Genomic DNA, 19,582 nt, shown 5'->3' on the forward strand with positions numbered 1-19,582 from the left:
TTCATTTCACCGCGCCGAAGGTCAGGCCGCGCACGAGTTGCTTCTGGCTGAACCAGCCGAGGATCAGGATCGGGGCGATGGCCATGGTGCTCGCCGCCGAAAGTTTCGCATAGAAAAGCCCCTCGGGACTGGAATAGCTGGCGATGAAGGTCGTCAACGGCGCCGCCTGCGAGGTGGTCAGGTTCAGCGTCCAGAACGCCTCGTTCCAGGCCAGGATCACATTCAGCAGCAGGGTCGAGGCGATGCCGGGCACCGCCATGGGCGTCAGGACGTAAAGGATCTCCTTCGACAGGCTGGCGCCGTCCATCCGCGCGGCTTCCAGGATCTCGCCCGGGATCTCGCGGAAATAGGTATAGAGCATCCAGGTGATGATCGGCAGGTTGATCAGCATCAGCACGACCGTGATGCCGATGCGGGTATCCAGAAGCCCCCAACTGCGGAACAGCAGATACATCGGGATCAGCACGCCGGCCGCCGGCATCATCTTGGTCGACAGCATCCACATCAGCAGATCCTTGGTCCGCTTGGCCGGCTGGAACGCCATCGACCAGGCGGCCGGGATGGCGATCAGCAGCCCGAGCAGCGTCGAGCCGACCGAGATGATGACCGAGTTCAGGAAGTGCCGGAAATAGGGCGAGCGCGACTGCACCTCGGCATAGTTCTCGGTCGTCCAGTCGAAGAACAGGAATTTCGGCGGGCTGGCAATGGCGTCGGCCTCGGACTTGAAGCTGGTCAGGATCGTCCACAGGATCGGGAAGAAGATCGCCAGCGCCACGCCCCAAGCCAGGATGGTGAAGGTCCAGCGGCGGGTTTCGGTGACTTTGCGGGCCATGGGATCACTCCAGCGTCTTGCCGATCATCCGCATCAGGAAGATCGCAACGATATTGGCCAGGATGACGGCGACGATGCCGCCGGCGGAGGCGCCGCCCACGTCGTATTGCAGCAGCGCCTGCGAATAGACGAGGTAGGTCAGGTTGGTCGAGGCATAGCCCGGCCCGCCATTGGTGGTGACCAGGATCTCGGCAAAGACCGAGAGCAGGAAGATGGTCTCGATCAGGATGACCACGGTGATGGCGCGCGACAGGTGCGGCAGGATCAGATGGGTGAACTTGGCCCAGGCGCCGGCGCCGTCCATCTCGGCCGCCTCCATCTGCTCGCTGTCGAGCGATTGCAGCGCCGTCAGCAGGATCAGCGTGGCAAAGGGCAGCCATTGCCAGGCGACGATCAGGATGACCGACATCAGCGGATATTGCGCCAGAAAGTCGACGGGCTGCGCGCCCATGGCCTTGGCAAGCCAGGCGAACAGCCCGTTGACCGGGTTCATGAACATGTTCTTCCACACCAGCGCCGAGACGGTCGGCATGATGAAGAAGGGCGCGATTACCAGGATGCGCACGATGCCCTGGCCGAACATCGGCTGGTCCAGCAGCATGGCCAGCAGGATGCCGCCGCCCACGGTGATGACCAGCACGCCCCCGACCAGCAGCAGCGTGTTCCGCATCGCCGTCCAGAAGGCGGGATCGGACAGGAAATACTTGTAGTTGGTCCAGCCGATGAATTGTTCCATGCCGGGCGAGAGCAGGTTGTAGCTCTGGAAGCTGAACCACAGCGTCATGGCCAGCGGCACGATCATCCAGCCCAGCAGCAGCAGGACCGAGGGCGCGACCATCAGGCGCGCGAGTGTTTTCTGATGTCGGGTAGCCATCGGCGCGCCTCCCCACGCAAGCGACGAAAATGACGGATGAACATTCCGGTTCGGGAAGCAAGGGACGGCATGTCCGTCCCTTGCGTGATCGTGAAGGGGTTACGGGCTGACCAAGGTCACTTGGGATAGCCGGCCTTGGCCATCTCGCGCTCGGCGATCTGCTGGGCCATCTGCAGCGCCTGGTCGACGCTCGCCTGCCCGGCCAGCGCGGCCGAGAATTGCTGGCCGACGGCGGTGCCGAGCGCCTGGAACTCGGGGATGCCCACCCATTGCGTGCCGATATAGGGCACTTCCACGGTGGTCGGGTTCTTCAGGTCGGCCGACATGATGCTGTCCAGCGTCGGCTTCGCGAAGGGCGCGGCCTTCTGGTATTCCAGGTTCTCGTAAAGCGAGGTGCGGGTGCCCGGCGGCACGTTCGCCCAGCCCTCGGCGGCCGCGACCTGCTCGGTATAGGCTTTCGAGGTCGCCCAGGCGACGAACTTCTTCGCCGCGTCCGGCGCGTCGGTCGAGGACGGCACGGCCAGGGTCCAGGCCCAAAGCCACATCTGCGGCTTCTCGCCCTCGGGGGCCAGTGCATAGCCGACCTTGTCGGCGACGGTCGACTCCTTGGGGTTCGACACGAAGCTGGCGGCCACGGTGGCGTCGATCCACATGCCGCATTTGCCGGTCTGGAACAGCGCCAGGTTCTCGTTGAAACCGTTCGACGAGGCGCCGGGCGGGCCGGCCTCGGTCATGATGGCGACGTAATCGGTCAGCGCCTTCTTCCAGGCCTCGCCCGAGAATTGCGGCTTCCACGCCATGTCGAACCAGGGCGCGCCGTAGCTGGCGCCCATCGAGGTCAGGAAGGCCATGTTCTCGCCCCAGCCGGCCTTGCCGCGCAGGCAGATGCCATAGACCTCGTTGGTCTTGTCGGTCATCTTGCGCGCCGCGTCATAGACAAATTCCCAGGTCGGGCGCTCGGGCATCTCCAGCCCGGCCTTTTCCATCAGGTCCGTGCGATACATGATCATCGCGGATTCGCCGTAGAAGGGCGCCGCGTAAAGTTTGCCGTCCAGCGACAGCCCCTCGCGGATCGGCGGCAGGATGTCTTCGGCGTCGTAATCGGCGCCCATGTCCTCAAGCGGGGTCAGCCAACCCTGCTTGGCCCAGATCGGCACCTCGTAATTGCCGACGGTCACGATGTCGTATTGCCCGCCCTTGGTGGCGATGTCGGTGGTAACGCGCTGGCGCAGCACGTTCTCCTCCAGCGTGACCCATTCCAACTGGATGTCCGGGTTCGCGTCGGTGAACGGCTTGGTCATCTTCTGCATGCGGATCATGTCGCCGTTGTTCACGGTGGCGATGGTCAGCGTCTCGGCCATGGCGGGCGCCGCCAGCGCCGTCATGGCGCAAGCCCCCATCAGGCCGCGCAGCATCATGCTCATTCGATTGTCCTCCCCTGCGGATCAGCATTTGCTAATGCGATGGGCAAATGCTCACATATTCGCGACGAGGCTGTCAAGCGAAATCGGCGCGGCCCGATACCCGGAGCCGCGCCGACCGATAGCTTCTTGCAGATGGGGGCCCGGCTTCAGCCGCGGCCGCGATAGGGCGGCACGCCCTGATCGGGGATCCAGACCGCCTCGGGCAGCGGGCCGCTCTGCCAGAACACGTCGATGGGGATGCCGCCGCGCGGATACCAGTAGCCGCCGATGCGCAGCCAGCGCGGCGCAAGGAACCCGGCCAGCCGCCGGCCGATCGAGACGGTGCAGTCCTCGTGAAAAGCGCCGTGATTCCGGAAACTTCCAAGATAAAGTTTCAGCGATTTCGATTCGACCAGCCAGTCGCCGGGCACATAGTCGATCACCAGATGCGCGAAATCCGGCTGCCCGGTCATCGGGCAGAGCGAGGTGAACTCGGGCGCGGTGAAGCGCACGTTATAGGCCACGTCGGCCTGCGGGTTCTGCACCCGCTCCAACTCGGCCTTGTCGGGGCTTTCGGGCAGCCGGGTGGCGCCGCCCAATTGCGTGAGGCCGCTGTAGATCGTTTCGGTCATGCTTCCCTCCGGGATGTCTCAGACGCCGCGCCGGTTGCCCCAGATCAGGACATGCAGCTGCGGCAGGATGCGGGGTTTCAGCCAGCCGCGGCCGACCGTGTTCTCGACCAGCCAGAGCAGCCGGTCGGCCAGGGCCTGCGGATCGACCGGCAGGGCGGGATCGGTCTCGGGATTGCCGGGTTGCAGGTAGAGCGGCAGTTGGGGATGGCGGGCGGCGACCGCGCGCGCCCAGTCCAGGTCGCGCTGGTCGAAGATCACGATCTTCAGCACCCGCTGGCCGGCGCCCTCGCCCGCCTGCACACAGCGGTCGAAGACGTCCCAGTCGACCACCTGCCCGCTCGAGGGCGGTTTCGGCGACAGCACCAGCATGGACAGATCCGCGAACCAGGGCTGCGCGACCGAGCCCTGCGTCTCGCAGGCGAAGCGATAGCCCTGCCCGCGTCCCAGCGCGATCAGCGGCGCGAAATCCTGGATCGCCGGGTTGCCGCCGGACAGCGAGATGGTCAGCGGCTGGCCGCCGGACAGGCGCCGGACCTCGGCCCAGACCGCCGCGGCGCTCATCGGCCGCCATTCGTGGCGGTGGCGGCTGTCCACGGCGTGCAGGCTGTCGCACCAGAGGCAGCGATAATCGCAGCCGCCGGCGCGGACAAAGACCGTGGGCTCGCCGATCAGCGCGCCCTCGCCCTGGATGGTCGGGCCGAAGATTTCCGCGATGCGCAGCGTCATGGCCGATACTCGGCCCAGGTCTTGGGCGTCTCGGACACCCGGACCGCCACCGTCTCGGGCCAGCGCGCCTTGCACCAGTCATGGAAATGCCGCGCCATGGCCTCGGCGGTCGAAGGGCCGTCCAGAACGTCGTTCAGGTGGCGATGATCGAAATGCGTGTCGATATAGTGCTTTAGCGGCGCAAGCTCGTGATAGTCGCACACGAAGCCGTCGGCATTCAGCTCGGCCGCCGCCAGTTCGACCACGACGATGTAATTGTGCCCGTGCAGCCGGGCGCATTGATGATCCGGCGGCAGATGCGCCAGCTGGTGCGAGGCCGAGAAATGGAACTCCTTCGCGATGCGGAACATCAGGCTTGCCGCCGTTCTGCGATGGCCTGCCGCCAGAAATCGGCGTCCGCATAGCCGGTCGGGTCGGGGATGCCGGCCAGGTGGAAGGCCTCGCGCCGCTCGACGCAGGTGCCGCAGCGGCCGCAATGGCGGGCGCCGCCCTTGTAGCAGGACCAGGTTTCGGCAAAGGGCGTGCCGTGGCGGGCGCCCTCGGTGACGATATCGGCCTTGGTGCGATGCACGAAGGGGGTCAGCAGCCGCACTTGCGCATAGCCGTCCAGCGCCGCGTCCTGCATGTGCTGGAAGGCCTCGGCGAAGGCGGGGCGGCAATCGGGATAGATGAAATGATCGCCGCCATGCACGGCGGTCGCCACTGCCCGGTCGCCCATCGCCGCCGCCATGCCGAAGGCCACGGTCAGCATGATGGCGTTGCGGTTCGGAACCACGGTGATGCGCATGGTTTCCTCGGCATAATGCCCGTCCGGCACCTCGGCGCCGCCGGTCAGCGCCGAGCCGGTCAGCACCGCCCCCACGCCGCGCATGTCGATGAGGTGATGCGGCACGCCCAGCCGCCGGGCGGCGGCGGCGGCGCAATCCAGCTCCTTGCGGTGGCGCTGGCCATAGTCGAAGGAGACCAGGCGCGAAAGCCCGCCCTGCGCCGCGACCATATGCGCCAGCGACACGGAATCGAGTCCGCCCGAGCAGACAACTGTCGTCTTCATGATGTGACCCTTGTTTTGATGACCGGGTAGGCTGCGACCGGTATGGGCGCCCGACATAGCGGGCTTTGGCGGGCGGCGCAACCGCCCGCCGGCGTCAGTCGGACAGATCCAGCGCCGGGGTTTCGCCGCTGTCCTCAAGGTGCCAGACCGCCTGCCAGCGCCCGTCGCGGCGGGCAAGGGTCAGGTAGTTCCGTTCGGCCACGTAGCGGTGGCGCTGGCCGGGCAGCGGGTGGATGCGGATCGGATGGCCGGGCAAGGGCGCCTCGCCCAGCCCGGCGAACAGCCCCAGGCTGCGCGCATAGGCCTTGGGCGGGGCGCGATGCGAGATGCCCGAGGCGACCAATTGATGCACGCACTGCGCATCCGGCCCCATGACGGCGCGGGTGGCCAGATGGATCTCGCCCGACAGCGCGGTGACAGGCGCATCGGTGCGCCATTTCAGCACCTCGCGCAGCATGCGCTGCCATTCCTCGCGATGGGCGCGGCTTTGCCATTGGTCGCGCAGGTCGTCCTCGTAATGCTGCATGCGCGGGATCGCCATCATCAGCCGTTCCAGAAGCGACAGGCGCGGCCCCAGCAGCGGCACGCTGGAGACCAGGAACACCTGCGCGCCCCGCGGCGCCAGCGCCTCGACCGCCCGCCAGCCCGCCGGGCCGAGGATACGGTGGCGGTCGCGTTCGGACCGCAGGTCCGGCGCGGCGATGGTCAGGCCCGGCAATTCGCGCTTCCAGCTGAGGCTGGCCCCCGAGGCATCGAGGAACAGGTCGGGAATGTCGCCTTCCACCGCGCCGTGCTGGAACAGCAGATAGGTCTCGCGCGCCACGGCGAACAGGGTTCGGCCGACGGCCGAGCGGCTGCGCTTCTCGGGCAGCGAGCCCCAGCCGTCGCAGATGTCGTGATCGTCCCAGACCGACAGCACCGGGACCCGCGCCGCCATCCAGGCATAGCCGCGCGCCTGCAGCACATGCAGATAACGCTCTACGAAGCGGTGGCGCAGATGCTCGGCCAGGCCGGCCAGCGCGGCGGGGTCGTCGACCTCGGACGCCTTGTCGGGCCAGTCATGGCTCAGCGGGTGGCCCTGCGTCGCCTCGTCGGCATAGACCTGATCGCCGCCCTGCAGCAACAGGGCGAAGGGCGCGCGGGCGTGGTCGCGGGCCAGCCGGGCCCACATCAGGTTGCGCTCCTCGCCGTCGCGGTCCAGATCGCCATTCTCCTCGCCATTGCAGGAGACGAAGGCGATGCGCAGGTCGCCGTCGAACTCGGTCGCCACCTCGTAGTGCTCGCCCTCGAGCTCATAGCCCGGATCGCCGGCGGCCAGGGTGAAATCGTAGCGCCAGGCGGTGATGCCGGCGATGGCGGCCAGGCGCCGCGGCGCGATCTCGGCGCCCGCGGCGCGCAGGCTTCCCGGCGCCGTGTCGTCGCGGCGGATCACGATGGCCGCAAGCCGGATCGCCTGGCCCTCGATGCCGCGAAAATGCAGGATCGGCCCGGCCTGTGCCGGTTGTCGTCCTTCGCCCACGAATGTTCCTTCCCGGTTTTGCGTTGCAGCGAGATATAGGCGCGATGCGGCGAAGCGCAATTCGACGGCGCCGCGACAGCGGGAAATCGCTGGCCCTGCAACCGGGGATCAGCCGCCCTGCCCCAGCCTTTCCATCAAGGCCATCGCCGCCTGTGGATTGCGCCGCTTGCAGCCGCTGATCACGTAAAGGAACACGTCGCGCGGCGCCCCGGCATCGTTGCCGCCGACATGGTCAAGCCCCTCGGGCAGGCCGCCGGCGGCCCAGATCCGCGCCCGTTCCGCCCACAGGTCCAGCTTGTCCGGCGCATAGCCCAGCGGCTCGTCCTCGCGCGTGCCCATGATGCGGGCATAGACGAAGGGCGCGGTGGGATCGGCGATCTGCGGGAAATCGCCATCGGCCGAAACCACCGCGGCGACGCCATGGCCGCGGATCAGCCCGATGAAGTCCGGGCTGCGGAAGCTTTCGTGCCGGACCTCGACGACATGGCGCAGCGCCCTGCCGTCCAGCGATGCGGGCAGCAGATTCAGGAAGGCGGCGAAATCCTCGGGGTCGAATTTCTTCGTCGCCATGAACTGCCAGTTGATCGGCCCCAGCTTGTCGCCCAGCAGCAGGACGCCGCTGTCGAAGAAGCGCGCGATGGTCTCGCCCGCATCCGCCAGTACCCTGCGGTTCGTGGCATAGCGCGGCGCCTTCAGCGAAAAGACGAAATCCTCGGGCGTCTCGTCATGCCATTTGCGGAAGCTCTCGGGCTTCTGGCTGCCGTAATAGGTGCCGTTGATCTCGATCGAGGTGAGCTGGCGGCTGGCATGTTCCAGCTCGCGCCGCTGCGGCAGACCCTCGGGATAGAAGCTGCCGCGCCAGGGCTCATAGGTCCAGCCGCCGATGCCGATGCGGATGCGTCCCGCCTGGCCGCCGCCTTTGCCTCCGTCCTTGCCCATGCCGTTCCCCTTCGCCAGCGTTCCCGGGGCAGCATACACGCAATCGCGCCAAGGCTCAGCCCCGCTTGCGCGTCAGCGAGAACTTGTGCGGAGAGATGCCGTAATGCGAGCGGAACACCTTGGAGAAATAGGAGGACGAACCGAAGCCGCAGGCCACCGCCACCTCCATCACGCTGAGATTGGTCTCGGTCAGCAGCGAGCGCGCGTGCTGCAGCCGCACCCGGTTGAGATATTGCAGCGGCGTGGTGTCCAGATAGCGTTGGAACAGCCGCTCGAGCTGTCGGCGCGAGATGCCCAGATAGCCGGCGCATTCGCCCAGGTCCACCTCGTCCTCGACATGCGCCTCGATATAGGCGACGGCGCGGATCAGGTGGTCGTTGCGGGTGCCCAGCCGCACGGAAAGCGAGCTCAGTTGCTCTTCCTCGCCGCGCCGGATCTGGCCGAGCAGGCACATGTCCATCACCGCCTGCATCAGGTCGGTGCCGTAGTAATCCTCGATCAGCTTCAACGCCAGCTCGGTCGAGGCGACGCCGCCGGCACAGGTGACGATGCGGTCGTCGATGCAGAAGATGCGCCGCTCCGGGGCCAGGTCGGGGTGCTTCTCGGTGAAGTTGGGGATGTTTTCCCAATGCAGGGTGAAACGGCGGCCGTTCAGGATGCCGGCGCGGGCCAGCGCATAGGCGCCGGTGCACAGCCCGCCCACCGTGCGGCCGTGGCGCCATTGCTTGCGCAGCCAGTCGGTCAGCTCTGCGCTGCAGCCGGCATCCGGCTCGACCCCGCCGCAGACCAGGACGTAATCGCTGGCCGGGGCCGAGGAAAGCGGGGCATCGGGCACCACCGGCACGCCGTTCGAGCAGCTGATCGGCTGGCCGGTCTCGGTCAGGACGTGCCATTTGAACAGCAGCTTCTCGGTCAGCTGATTGGCGACACGCAGAGGCTCGATGGCCGAGGTGAAGGCCAGCATGGTGAAGCGCGGCATCAGCACGAAGGCGACCTCGATCGGCGCCTCGACGGCGGCCGCCAGCTTCATATGGGCGATGCCTCGGGCGATGTAGCGTTCGCTGTCCTGCGATGATTGCACCACGGTCGTGTTTCCCGGATCTGCGGTCCCCATGATTCCGCATTGCCACAAAGCGCAAGCCGCTGCCATGGGCTTGATGCGGGTGCCTGCGGGGCTCCGCGGACTTCCGGGCCGTGCCGATTTGTCCCCGCTGACGCAGGGTCATCGGCAAAACTCCGCCGATGCGGGCGAACCGTCCGGTCTGGCCGTCCGGCCCGCGGCAAGCATTCATGCTTTCCCAGGCAATCAGAATGGGCTAGACCGCGCCCAGCCTGCCGGGGCCCGGCAGGACCATGCCCGCATCGGAAGACCGCTGATCGAGATCCAACCCAGTGACCCAACCGCTTCATATCGGCCTTTACATCGGTCATCGCATCCAGAGATCGCATTCGCCGGCAGCCTCCCTCGCGGAAAGCGGTCCTTCGCCCTTCTTTCGTCCGGTCCGCCCTGCCGCCTCGCACCGCCGCCGGACGCATTTCAATAACGCCGCCAGGACGTGATCTGAGCCATGAAAGTGATATGCCATATCGGCACGCCCAAGACGGCCTCGACTTTTCTGCAAAACACTTGCGCCGCGAACAAGAAATGGCTGCATCGGCATGGCGTCCTGTATCCGGACATGCTGCAGCCGATTGCCAACCATATGACTCGGCATGTCCCGCGTGAGCTGCCGCTTCTGCATCATGTCCAGCCTGCCCGACCTTGCAGCGGCCGCGCGCCAGCCGGAGGCCGCGCCGCTCTACCGACGCATGGTCACGCTTGAGGCTGATAGCGGCTTTGCCTTCCAGGGCGGGCGCTGGCTGGGCGACATTGCGCCGGATCTGCTCGATGCCGATCTGCGCGACCGACTGGCGCGCGCAAAGGAGATCGCCGCCATCCGCTCCAGCATCGAGGCGACAATCCCGAAGAACATGCTCTATGTGAAAGGCTGGCCCACCCGTCCGCTGACCGACGAAGAGGCCGTGTTCTTGGCTGGCATCCGACAGAAAATCACCGCTCTAAAGGCCCATGCTCATGATGCGACGCTGCAGAAAGACGGAGCGTTGATGGGTATCGCGGGCGCTCCTGTGCAAGTGCGCAATCCCGACGCCGCTCAGGTGGAAACGGCAAATGGACCGTTCATGACGTCGTCCTTGCCGGTGGCTGGCTTTGCCATAATCGAAGCTGCCGATTTGGCCGAGGCCATAGACATGGTCTCGCGGACCCCCTGCGCTGTCGCACACGGCGTCGTCGAGGTGTGGCCACTGGAGCAACCATCGTAGAACGGCAACAGGTCTCATTGCGCCCCGAGGCGCGAAGCATTTCAGCTATTCTGTATGTGGTGGTGCTTCGATTGCCCAGCTCGGATCGGCGCCAAAGGGGTGGTCCAGGAAGAAGACCCAGGTCCCATCGCTTAGGCGCCGGTGAACTTCCATGCCATGATGATGCACTTTCGTCGGCTTGCCCTCCTTGTCCATGCCCCTGATCAACCACTGCGAGCGTGTCATCGCAAAGTCGCCGGAAACGGTCGTGTGGTGGGTGATCACATCCATATGGGGCTTCAGCCCGATATAGCCGGCCATCGTTTTACGGATAGCCTCGGCGCCGCGCGCGATGCTGGTGCCGCCATGGACCTCGTCGACCTGAACGATCGACGCTTCGGGATGGTACATGGCGGCAGCGGCTTCGACGTCCTGCGCATTGAAGGCGCGCGCAAGCCAAAGATTGCAGAGTTCGGGAGAGGGAGCGCCCATCTTTGTTCTCCTTTTGCGAGTAGCGGCTATGAGACACCCGCGAATTTCTATGGGAGCGTTTCCTGGTCATCGTGAGCCGGAACGCGGAGACCGCGTTGCACAGCCGGCCGCGCCGCGATTTCAGCAAACCAGCGGGCGACATTCGGGTATTGGCCGAGATCGACATCAAGCTTGGATACGGCAGCGTTGATCCATGGCCAGGTCATCACGTCGGCGACACCGAAAAGATCGCCGACAAGATATGGTCTTGGTTCCAATTGGCCATCCAGCACCCGCAGGATGCGGGCTGTCTCCCGTTCGAAACGGGCGATCACCTGCGGGAGCCTTTCGGCGGCAAAGATCTTGTAGTTCCAGAGCTGGCCGAGCGTCGGCCCGACATGCCCCGCCTGAAAGAGCATCCATTGCAGCGTGAGCCCGGCCTCGATGTCGTTCGCCGGCTTCAGCACACCCGAGCGATCAGCAAGGTAGAGCAGGATCGCGCCACTCTCGAACACCGTCCGGCTCCGGTCGGGGTCAACGATCACCGGGATCTTGTTGTTGGGGTTCAGTGCGAGAAATTCTGGCCGGAACTGGTCGCCCTTTTCGATATCCACGACATGGACGACATAAGGGAGCCCTGTTTCCTCGAGCATGATCGAGGCCTTGTGGCCGTTGGGAGTCTGGTAGCTGTAAAGCTGGATGGGGGTCATGATTGTGCCTGCCAATATCCCGACATTCCCCAAGTGGCCTGCCGCTTGACTTCAAGATCGCCTGATTTTGCTCGCTGGGCAAGCGTTTTTCGCCCCGAGCGGTGTCTGTCGTCGCGCAAACGGCCGAAGTCGGGTGGATCAAGCCTCGAACCCGCAGCATTCTGGCCCGGCAGAGCCGCTTTTCCGCGCGGCAGACGGACCTGTCCTGCCGCTTTCGTTCAGCTTGGGCATGGATCGTGGTCATGCGCATGACGGAGGCGTTCGAAGACGGCGGATGGCGGCAAGGACGGCCCGCACCATCGGGCCGGTGACGGCGACCTCGGCCAACTGGAAGGTAATGGCGCGGGCGTGGCGGACGACGCGGGCGCCGATCTTGATCAGCTTGAGTTGCAGGCTGGTCAACGACCAGTCCGCCATGGCCTCGGGCAGTTCGATGCAGCGCAGGAAGGTTGCCAGGTTGTAGGCCAGCGCGTGCAGTTGCAGCCGCACCTCGTTGTGCCGGAACTTCCGGCATGACAGCCGCGTCCAGCGAAAGGCATATTTGCCTTCCTTGATGTGCTGCTCTGCGGTGCCGCGCTGGTTGTAGAACCTCACCACCCAGTCTGGCTCCATCGGCAGGTTGGTGACGATGAAGCCGACTTTGGGGAACAGCTCGCCCGGATGCCATTCGATCTTGGCGATGACGCGGCGCGGCTTGTCCCAGGACGCCGCCTGATACTCGAAGTCCTCGAAGAACCGTTTGACCTTGGTCAGCGAAGGCCGTCCCACGGGCCGTGTCAGCCGATGCGCGATCTTCTCGCGCAAGACGGCGTTGGCGGGCAGACGGATGGCGTAGAAGAACCTGGCTTCTTCCAGCCGCATATAGATCGCGGGGATCGCGTAGGCAGCGTCGGCCCGGAAGAAGCGTCCACCAAGGTCGCGGCCAGCATATCGGGCAATGACGGGATCAAGGACATCCCGCCAGCCATCGGCGCTGTGGACATTGCCGTTACGCAGGGCGCAGCGCTCCAGCATGCCAAACTGGTTGAACAAGAAGATGGGGTGATAGCAGGTGCAGTCGAAATGCCCGTTCCAGGCAGCACCTTCCTGATCGCCGTGGGTGGGGCTGACCGAGCTGTCCATGTCCAGCACGATGTATTTCAACCCGTTGCGGTCATGAAACCGGTCGATCCATTGGCCGTTCAGATCGGCCAGCGCCGCCCGGTTCGCGGCCAGAGCCAGCGTCTCGGTCTCGAACCGTCCCATCTGCGATGCCGAAGCAGCTTGCGCCTCGACGGCCCTGCCGCCAACGACCTGACGCATCACGGGATCGAGGGCCAAGCGGTCGGCATCGTTCACATCCTCGTATCCGGCCAGTCGTCCGAACACCGATTGCCGGAACAATCCGTCAAGCCGATGGAGCGTGTTCTTCCCGGTGCGGCTGTCTCGCAGCGCCTCCGACGCCAGATTGGACAGGCCGAGCACGTCATCAAGCTCGCGCATCACCAGCAGGCCACCGTCTGAACTGATCTGCGCACCACGGAACTCCAGACGCACACGGCGGTCGAAATCAACCCGATCTCCCCGCGCCAAGCCCGCACCCTCCAGGTGATCCATGAAACGCGCCCCTCGCAGCCGTCAACGCCATGATTTATATGCGAAATATCACGATTACGACAGCGAAATCAGCGACTTACTTGGAGAATGTGGGATGACGCTGTTCTTTGCGTCGGCCTGCTATATCCATGATTTCTCGCGCGACTATGGCATCCATACGCTGGAGCAGGTGGAAAAGTTTCGCCACAAACTTGGCAATCACCTGAAAAATCAAGCCCATCAGAATCACGGCAAGGTTCACACCGTCCTGCTTTCTTCCGAGAACCTGACCGGGAATATTAGCGGCCAATGCGGGGTGCAGAATTTTCACGACTTCCTTGTGAATATTTTTGACGAGATCGAGATCGTCATCTATCTGCGGCGGCAGGACGATTCGCTTCTCAGCATGTATGGGGAATACCTCAAACGCGGCTATGCCGGACCGCAGTTCGACGGGTTCGTGGAAGAGGCATTGAGGAACCGCGGCATGGTTCCCTATATCTTCTACAAGCACATCCTGGGTCTCTGGCAGAAATCCTTTGGCGCCGAGCGCATCAAGGTGCGGATTTTCGATCGGAAGGAATTGGTCGGCGGCGACATTCTGATCGACCTGTTCGATCTGATCTTTCAAGGCGACATCCCGGATCTTTCCGAACTTGTGCGCACAAAGAACGACAATACCGGGTTTTCCGCTCCGGCATTGGAGTTCCTGCGCCGCATTCATCCCTATATCCCGTTCCGCGAGAACGGAGCGCCCAACCAGACTCGCCAGCGCCTGCAGGGGCGCATCGACCAGTTGCCGATCGAGCCGCGGCCGCGGCTTTCCGCCGAGCAATCCAACCGGATCATGAAATATTTCGAGGCGGATAACGAATGGGTCCGCTCTACTTTCCTGCCCGATCATCCCGCACCGCTTTTCCCGCATCGCAGCGACCAGAATGCTTCCAGCAATCTGGGCCAGATCTCGCTTGACGAATTTGCCCAGTTCACGGGACTGCTTCTCAAATGACCCAATCCGGCATCAGTTACCACACCCTGCAATCCCTGCTCTGGCCCGAGCGCGGGATCTCGACCGAGCATCTGCTCTATCTGCGACTGTTCGGGCCGGCGGCCTATTCGGACAGCGCGCACAGCATCGTCTTTTCGGCCGGCGGCACCGTGGAGTTCAACACCGCCGCCAACCTGTTCAACCTCGGCAAATGGCGGCGGCATTGCGCGCTCGAGGATTTGGGACTGCGGCTCGAGGGTGAGGGGCGCTTCGAGCTGGTGGTGTTCCAGACCCTGCCGCAGCGGTCCTGGGAACGGCCGGTCAACGAGCTCATCGAGCTGCAGGCCGGCGAGCCTTTCCGGCTGGACCTGACGCCGCTGCTCGAGGCCGAGCCGGTGGGGCTGGTCTATTTCACCCTGCGCGCGCTTGGCGAGGGCAAGCTGACCGCCGCCGCCTGGGAAACCCGACAGGCGCCGCGCCGCCTGCCGCAGCTGGCGCTGTCGATCACCACCTTCAAGCGCGAGGCCGCGGTCGAGGCCAGCGCCGCGCGGTTCGAGACCTTCATGGCCGAGACCCCGCTGGCGCCGCATCTGCACCTGATCGTGGTGGATAACGGCCGCAGCGCCGCGATCCAGCCCTCGAAACAGGTCACGCTGATCGGCAATGAGAACCTGGGCGGCTCGGGCGGCTTCGCCCGCGGGCTGCTGGAGGCCGAGGCGCGCGGCGCCTCGCATTGCCTGTTCATGGATGACGACGCCTCGGTGCATATGGGCGCGGTCGAGCGGACCTGGACCTTCCTCGCCTATGCCACCGATCCGAAGACCGCGGTGGCCGGCGGCATGACCATGGCCAACCACCGCTGGGCGCTGTGGGAGAACGGCGCCGTCTTCAACCGGCATTGCCAGCCGCAATGGCTGGGCGTCGACCTGCGCAATTTCGACCAGGTCGCGCAGATGGAAATGCAATCGACCAGGGACAAGCCGCATAATTTCTATGGCGGCTGGTGGTATTTCGCCTTTCCGATCGCCGAGACCAGATACCGTCCCTTCCCGTTTTTCGTGCGCGGCGACGACATCAGCTTCTCGATCGCCAACGATTTTGACATCGTGACGCTGCCGGGGGTGATCTGCTTCCAGGACGCGGATTTCTCGGACAAGGAATCGGCGCAGACGCTTTATCTCGACATGCGCAGCCACATCATCCATCACCTCGCGCTGCCGCAGATGGATATCGGCCTGTTCAAGACCCTGACGATGCCGGGCTGGTTCTTCATGCGCAGCCTGTTCCAGTGCCATTACGAATCGCTCTCGGCGCTGAACCTGGCGGTCGAGGACGTGATGCGCGGCCCCGCCTTCTTTGCCGAGAATGCCGACATGGCCGAGCGCCGCGCCGCCATCGCCGCCTTCCGCAAGGACGAGGCCTGGAAACCGCTGACCGGCCCGCTGCCGCAACAGCGCATCCGCCTCAACCCACACAGATGGCTGCCGCGGCTGCTGATGAAATTCACCCTGAACGGCCATCTGCTGCCGTTCTTCCGGCTCTACGGCAACCGGCTGGTGCTGCAATCCGGCCAGCGCGGCCGAATCCGCGAAACCTGGGGCGCCGCCGAGATCACCTATGTCAGCGCCGACGGCAAGCAAAGCTTCACCGTGCGCCATTCCAAGCGCGCGGCGTTGCGCCAGGGCTGGCGGATGCTCAGGAACGGCATCCGGCTGATGCGCGACTATCCCCGGCTCAAGACCGAATGGCGCAAGGGCTATGCCGAGCTTGCCAGCACGGACTTCTGGACAAGACGGCTGGAAATCGCGCCCGAGCCGGCCCCGGGCTCTGCCCCGATGGCGGCGCAATAACCCGCGCCTTGAAAATCACACTGCCCCGGAGAATTTGATGACGAAACATTACCTCATGGTCGGTGCAGGCCTGTCCGGCGCGGTGATCGGCCGCATGTTGGCCGAAGCCGGCCATCGCGTCACCGTGGCCGATGCCCGCCCCCATGTCGCCGGCAACTGCCACACGACCCGCGACGAGGCGACCGGCGTCATGGTCCATGTCTACGGGCCGCATATCTTCCACACCGACGATGCCGAGGTCTGGGATTACGTCAACCGCTTCGAGACCTTCCTGCCCTACAAGAACCGGGTCAAGACCACCTCGCAGGGCGCGGTCTATTCGCTGCCGGTGAACCTGCACACGATCAACCAGTTCTTCGGCCAGACCCTGCGTCCCGACGAGGCGCGCGCCTTTCTGGAAGGCAAGGCCGACACCTCGATCACCGACCCGCAGACCTTCGAGGAGCAGGCATTGCGCTTCGTCGGCCCCGAACTCTACGAGGCCTTCTTCAAGGGCTATACGCTGAAGCAATGGGGCTGCTCGCCGACAGAACTGCCGGCCTCGATCCTCAAGCGCCTGCCGGTGCGCTTCAATTATGACGACAATTACTTCTTCCACAAGTTCCAGGGCATGCCGGAAAACGGCTATACCGCGATGGTCGAGCGGATCCTGGACCATCCCGGCATCAGCGTGAAGCTGAATACGACGGTCGGCCGCGACGAGGCCGCCGATTACGATCATGTCTTCTATTCCGGCCCGATCGACGGCTGGTTCGGTTACGAACTGGGCCGCCTTGGCTATCGCACCTTGGATTTCGAGCGTTTCGATTACCAGGGCGATTACCAGGGCTGCGCGGTGATGAATTACGGCGACGTGGGCGTGCCCTATACCCGGATCACCGAGCACAAGCATTTCGCGCCCTGGGAAAACCATGACGGCTCGGTGCTCTATCGCGAATTCTCGCGCGAATGCGGGTCCGAGGACATTCCCTATTACCCGATCCGGCTGGTGGCGGAAAAGGCGATGCTGGCCGATTACGTCGCGCTGGCCGAGGCCGAGTCGAACGTGACCTTCGTGGGTCGGCTGGGCACCTATCGCTATCTCGACATGGACGTGACCATCCGCGAGGCGCTGGATTGCGGCCGGCGCTGCCTGGCGACGCTGGATACCGGCGACAGGATGCCGGCCTTCACGGTCGATCCGCTGTAAGATATTGCGCGGCAAGAGCTGTTCCGGGGTTTTGATGCTGACCAAAGACGAACTGCTTTCCAACAGTTGGACGCTGATGCGCGGCGACGGTCTGGTCCTGGCACCATCAGTACAGTTCGATCCCTCAGGCCGGCTCGAAGAACTCGATCATCACGGCGAGGCACGCTGGGAACTATCGGCCGATGCGCTGCGCTTTTTCACCGAGACGGGCGTCACAAGCTCGACCTTCGCGCATTGCCAGGGCCTGCAGCGCGGTGAAAGGCGCCTGGTGGGATGGTTCGACCTGGAGGGCGCCGAGCGGTTCCTGCACATCCTGCGTCCCAACGAAGGCTTTCCCGCCCGCCGGCTCGCTTCGATCTACGAGGATCTGGGGCGTTCCGACGTCCTGACAGTCATCTTCAATTCCGCCGGCAATCTGCTGAAACCCTTTGCCGAGACCCAGTGGGAATTCTATCGGCTTCCCTATACGATGGGCACGGATACCGTCCGCTTCGCCGAAGGTAGCCAGCCACATTGGTATCTGGATCAGCGGGACCAGATCATCGGCCAGCTTCGTCACATCATCACCGGAAAATATCGCAAGATCCTGTTCCTGGGAATCAGTTCGGGCGGCTATGCGGCCATCTATTTCTCGGAGGAAATCGCCCGGCTTTGCCCAGGATACGAGATTTTCTGCTACGCGATCCAGCCGCAGGTCATGCAGAATCAGCAGGCGCGGCGGGATTTCGTCTCGCGTTTCGATATGCCGATGCGCTCCATCATCCTGACCGATCACGCAGCCCGGAACATCGGCCCGCTGGTGCTTGATCTGCCGGTGCTGGTGCGGCGCGGACAGGCGCGCGAGCGGCCGGTCCGGCACCAGATCTACTTCGATGGGGAAAATCCGTCCGAGATCTTCCATGTGAGCAACTTGGAGGGATTCAACAACGTGACGCTGAACCCCCTTCCCCTGGGCCTGCCCCATGCCAAGGGCTGCAACGCGATCTTCCGCAGCTTCCGCGTCCAGTCCGAGATGATGCTGGAAGCCTGCCGCTAAGCCCGATGCCGGGACAGGCCTGCACCGCGCGGCGTTCTCAGATCGCCGGCACGCCCACCCCGCCGGCCGCCGCCGCGCTCAGCTTGATGAAGTTCACTGCCTGATCGCGCAGCGCCGCAGCCAGTTCCTGCCGGGCCGAAAGCAGGCTGCGCTCGGCGTCCAGCACCGGGAAGAAATCCGACTCGCCCAGATCGTAAGAGCTGCGGGTCAGGTTCACCGTCTCGCGGGCATTCTCGACCAGCCGCGACTGCGCCGAGACGGCGCGAGCGTCGCGGTTGTAACCGGCCAGCGCGTTCTCGACCTCCTCGACACCGTTCAGCACCGAGGCCTGCCAGGCCAGCCGCGCCTGCTCGGCCCGCGCCTGCGCCGCCGACAGGTTCGCCTGGTTGGCGCCGCCCGAGAACAGCGGCAGCGAGATCTGCGGGCCGAAGCTCCAGGTCTTGGAACTGCCGCCGCTGATGTTCGCGGGCGTGATCGAGCCCGACAGCGTCAGCTTGGGATAGAAGGCCGCCTGCGCCTCGCCCACGCCGGCGACGGCAGCGGCCAGGTTGCGCTCGGCCACGCGGACGTCGGGACGCACGCGGATCACGTCGGCCGGAACGCCGACGCTGGCGCGGTAGCGCGCCCGCGGCTGGCCGCCGCCCTTGCGCAACCGCGCGGCGATATCGGCGCTGCGCCCGGCGGTCAGGGTGGCAAGCCGGTTCACCGAGCGGTCAAAGCCGACCTCGAGCCCCGGCAGCGCGGCCTCGGCCTGGGTCACCAGCTGCTCGGCCTGCAGCACTTCCAGCCGGGTGGCGCTGCCGAATTCGTCCTGGGTGCGGGTCATCGACAGCGAGCGCTTGCGGCTGTCCAGGCTCTGCTGGGTCAGGGCCAGCGCCTCTTGGTAATAGCGCGCATCGACATAGGCCTGGGCGATGGCGCTGGCCACCGTCAGGCGCGAGACCTCGGCCGACAGATAGGCGGCGTCGAGCCTGGCCGAGGCCCCCTCGCGCGCGGCGCGGTTCTGGCCGAACAGGTCGATGAGCCAGGACACCCCCAGCGTCGCCGAGCTGGTTTCGCCGACGGCGCCGGTCTCGTTGCGGCTGCGGCCGGCCGCGCCCGAGGCATCGACCTGCGGCAGGTCGTTCGCGCCCACCAGCCGGGCATTGGCCTGCGCCTCGCGGATGGTCGCGACCGCGGTCAGCACGTCGAGATTGCGCTTCAGCCCGGCGGCGACCAGCGCGTCCAGCTGCTTGTCGCGGAAGGCCGCCCACCAAGCGTTGGCGGCGGCGCGGCGGGCGGGCGAATTGCCGGCGAAGGCCGAGGCGAGCTCGGCCCGGGGCGGGGCGTAACCGACCTGGCTGCAGGCGGCCAGCGCCAGGCTCGAGGCCAGCCCGCCCAACAGGCCGCGGCGGGAAAGGGACAGGATCTGCGTCATCCGAAAACTCTCTGCTTGCAGCGGCCCGCCAAAGGGGCCGCGAAAAAGGATGGAAAGGCACGGGCGGAC

The 19,582-nt window shown here is 65.1% G+C and carries 19 protein-coding genes; 5 read left to right on the top strand and 14 right to left on the bottom strand.

Features of this window, described 5'->3' with window-relative positions; translation table 11 throughout:
* Position 1: 1 nt before the first annotated feature.
* The 10 genes from NBE95_RS00350 to NBE95_RS00395 all read right to left on the bottom strand — a co-directional run bounded on the left by NBE95_RS00350 (position 2) and on the right by NBE95_RS00395 (position 9,090).
* The gene (locus tag NBE95_RS00350; protein WP_019351648.1) at positions 2-832 is read right to left on the bottom strand and encodes a carbohydrate ABC transporter permease; all 831 of its coding nucleotides are present in this window, start codon (positions 830-832) and stop codon (positions 2-4) included.
* A 4-nt stretch (positions 833-836) separates the two neighbouring features.
* Positions 837-1,706: a sugar ABC transporter permease gene (locus tag NBE95_RS00355; protein WP_289893941.1), complete on the bottom strand. Its 870-nt coding sequence runs from the start codon at positions 1,704-1,706 to the stop codon at positions 837-839.
* Between the two features lie 116 nt (positions 1,707-1,822).
* A complete protein-coding gene (locus NBE95_RS00360; protein ID WP_289893942.1) occupies positions 1,823-3,130 on the bottom strand; it encodes a sugar ABC transporter substrate-binding protein in 1,308 nt (435 codons plus the stop codon).
* 146 nt (positions 3,131-3,276) lie between these two features.
* The gene (queF, locus tag NBE95_RS00365) at positions 3,277-3,741 is read right to left on the bottom strand and encodes a preQ(1) synthase (protein WP_289893943.1); all 465 of its coding nucleotides are present in this window, start codon (positions 3,739-3,741) and stop codon (positions 3,277-3,279) included.
* Between the two features lie 18 nt (positions 3,742-3,759).
* Positions 3,760-4,467, bottom strand: a complete 708-nt coding sequence (queE, locus tag NBE95_RS00370; protein ID WP_289893944.1) for a 7-carboxy-7-deazaguanine synthase QueE — start codon at positions 4,465-4,467, stop codon at positions 3,760-3,762.
* Complete coding sequence (locus NBE95_RS00375) at positions 4,464-4,817, bottom strand: 6-pyruvoyl tetrahydropterin synthase family protein (RefSeq protein WP_289893945.1); 354 nt, start codon at positions 4,815-4,817, stop codon at positions 4,464-4,466. Before NBE95_RS00375 ends, queE begins: the two co-directional genes overlap by 4 nt.
* A complete protein-coding gene (gene queC, locus NBE95_RS00380) occupies positions 4,817-5,518 on the bottom strand; it encodes a 7-cyano-7-deazaguanine synthase QueC (RefSeq protein ID WP_289893946.1) in 702 nt (233 codons plus the stop codon). Before queC ends, NBE95_RS00375 begins: the two co-directional genes overlap by 1 nt.
* A gap of 94 nt (positions 5,519-5,612) precedes the next feature.
* Positions 5,613-7,037 carry an alkaline phosphatase D family protein gene (locus NBE95_RS00385; RefSeq protein WP_289893947.1) on the bottom strand — a complete coding sequence of 475 codons (1,425 nt, stop codon included), beginning with the start codon at positions 7,035-7,037 and terminating at the stop codon, positions 5,613-5,615.
* A gap of 108 nt (positions 7,038-7,145) precedes the next feature.
* Positions 7,146-7,976 (bottom strand): DUF72 domain-containing protein, encoded by an 831-nt coding sequence (locus NBE95_RS00390; RefSeq protein ID WP_289893948.1) that lies wholly within the window; start codon positions 7,974-7,976, stop codon positions 7,146-7,148.
* A 55-nt stretch (positions 7,977-8,031) separates the two neighbouring features.
* Complete coding sequence (locus tag NBE95_RS00395) at positions 8,032-9,090, bottom strand: GlxA family transcriptional regulator (protein WP_289893949.1); 1,059 nt, start codon at positions 9,088-9,090, stop codon at positions 8,032-8,034.
* Positions 9,091-9,719: 629 nt separating this feature from the next.
* Here NBE95_RS00395 and NBE95_RS00400 point away from each other — a divergent pair.
* The gene (locus NBE95_RS00400; RefSeq protein WP_289893950.1) at positions 9,720-10,298 is read left to right on the top strand and encodes a YciI family protein; all 579 of its coding nucleotides are present in this window, start codon (positions 9,720-9,722) and stop codon (positions 10,296-10,298) included.
* Positions 10,299-10,343: 45 nt separating this feature from the next.
* Here the strand turns inward: NBE95_RS00400 and NBE95_RS00405 are convergent, their stop codons facing one another.
* From NBE95_RS00405 to NBE95_RS00415, 3 genes are all read right to left on the bottom strand, one after another.
* On the bottom strand, positions 10,344-10,769 hold the full coding sequence (locus tag NBE95_RS00405) for a nuclear transport factor 2 family protein (RefSeq protein ID WP_289893951.1): 426 nt from the start codon (positions 10,767-10,769) through the stop codon (positions 10,344-10,346).
* Positions 10,770-10,816: 47 nt separating this feature from the next.
* On the bottom strand, positions 10,817-11,458 hold the full coding sequence (locus NBE95_RS00410; protein WP_289893952.1) for a glutathione S-transferase N-terminal domain-containing protein: 642 nt from the start codon (positions 11,456-11,458) through the stop codon (positions 10,817-10,819).
* Between the two features lie 240 nt (positions 11,459-11,698).
* Positions 11,699-13,054, bottom strand: coding sequence for an IS1380-like element ISPme1 family transposase (locus tag NBE95_RS00415; RefSeq protein ID WP_012112698.1), 1,356 nt, complete (start codon positions 13,052-13,054; stop codon positions 11,699-11,701).
* Here NBE95_RS00415 and NBE95_RS00420 point away from each other — a divergent pair.
* Genes NBE95_RS00420 through NBE95_RS00435 form a run of 4 tightly spaced genes read left to right on the top strand, consistent with a single transcriptional unit; the run spans position 13,053 to position 18,096 of the window.
* A complete protein-coding gene (locus NBE95_RS00420) occupies positions 13,053-14,042 on the top strand; it encodes a hypothetical protein (RefSeq protein ID WP_289893953.1) in 990 nt (329 codons plus the stop codon). The genes NBE95_RS00415 and NBE95_RS00420 overlap by 2 nt on opposite strands.
* Positions 14,039-15,871: a glycosyl transferase gene (locus tag NBE95_RS00425; RefSeq protein WP_289893954.1), complete on the top strand. Its 1,833-nt coding sequence runs from the start codon at positions 14,039-14,041 to the stop codon at positions 15,869-15,871. Before NBE95_RS00420 ends, NBE95_RS00425 begins: the two co-directional genes overlap by 4 nt.
* Before the next feature lie 37 nt (positions 15,872-15,908).
* Positions 15,909-17,060 carry a UDP-galactopyranose mutase gene (gene glf / locus NBE95_RS00430; RefSeq protein ID WP_289893956.1) on the top strand — a complete coding sequence of 384 codons (1,152 nt, stop codon included), beginning with the start codon at positions 15,909-15,911 and terminating at the stop codon, positions 17,058-17,060.
* 34 nt (positions 17,061-17,094) lie between these two features.
* Positions 17,095-18,096 carry a hypothetical protein gene (locus NBE95_RS00435; RefSeq protein WP_289893957.1) on the top strand — a complete coding sequence of 334 codons (1,002 nt, stop codon included), beginning with the start codon at positions 17,095-17,097 and terminating at the stop codon, positions 18,094-18,096.
* A gap of 37 nt (positions 18,097-18,133) precedes the next feature.
* On the opposite strand, the gene NBE95_RS00440 is transcribed toward NBE95_RS00435, so the two are convergent.
* Positions 18,134-19,513, bottom strand: a complete 1,380-nt coding sequence (locus tag NBE95_RS00440; RefSeq protein ID WP_289893958.1) for an efflux transporter outer membrane subunit — start codon at positions 19,511-19,513, stop codon at positions 18,134-18,136.
* Positions 19,514-19,582 lie beyond the last annotated feature (69 nt).

The sequence above is a fragment of the Paracoccus sp. TOH genome (genome assembly GCF_030388245.1).
GTDB lineage: Bacteria > Pseudomonadota > Alphaproteobacteria > Rhodobacterales > Rhodobacteraceae > Paracoccus > Paracoccus simplex.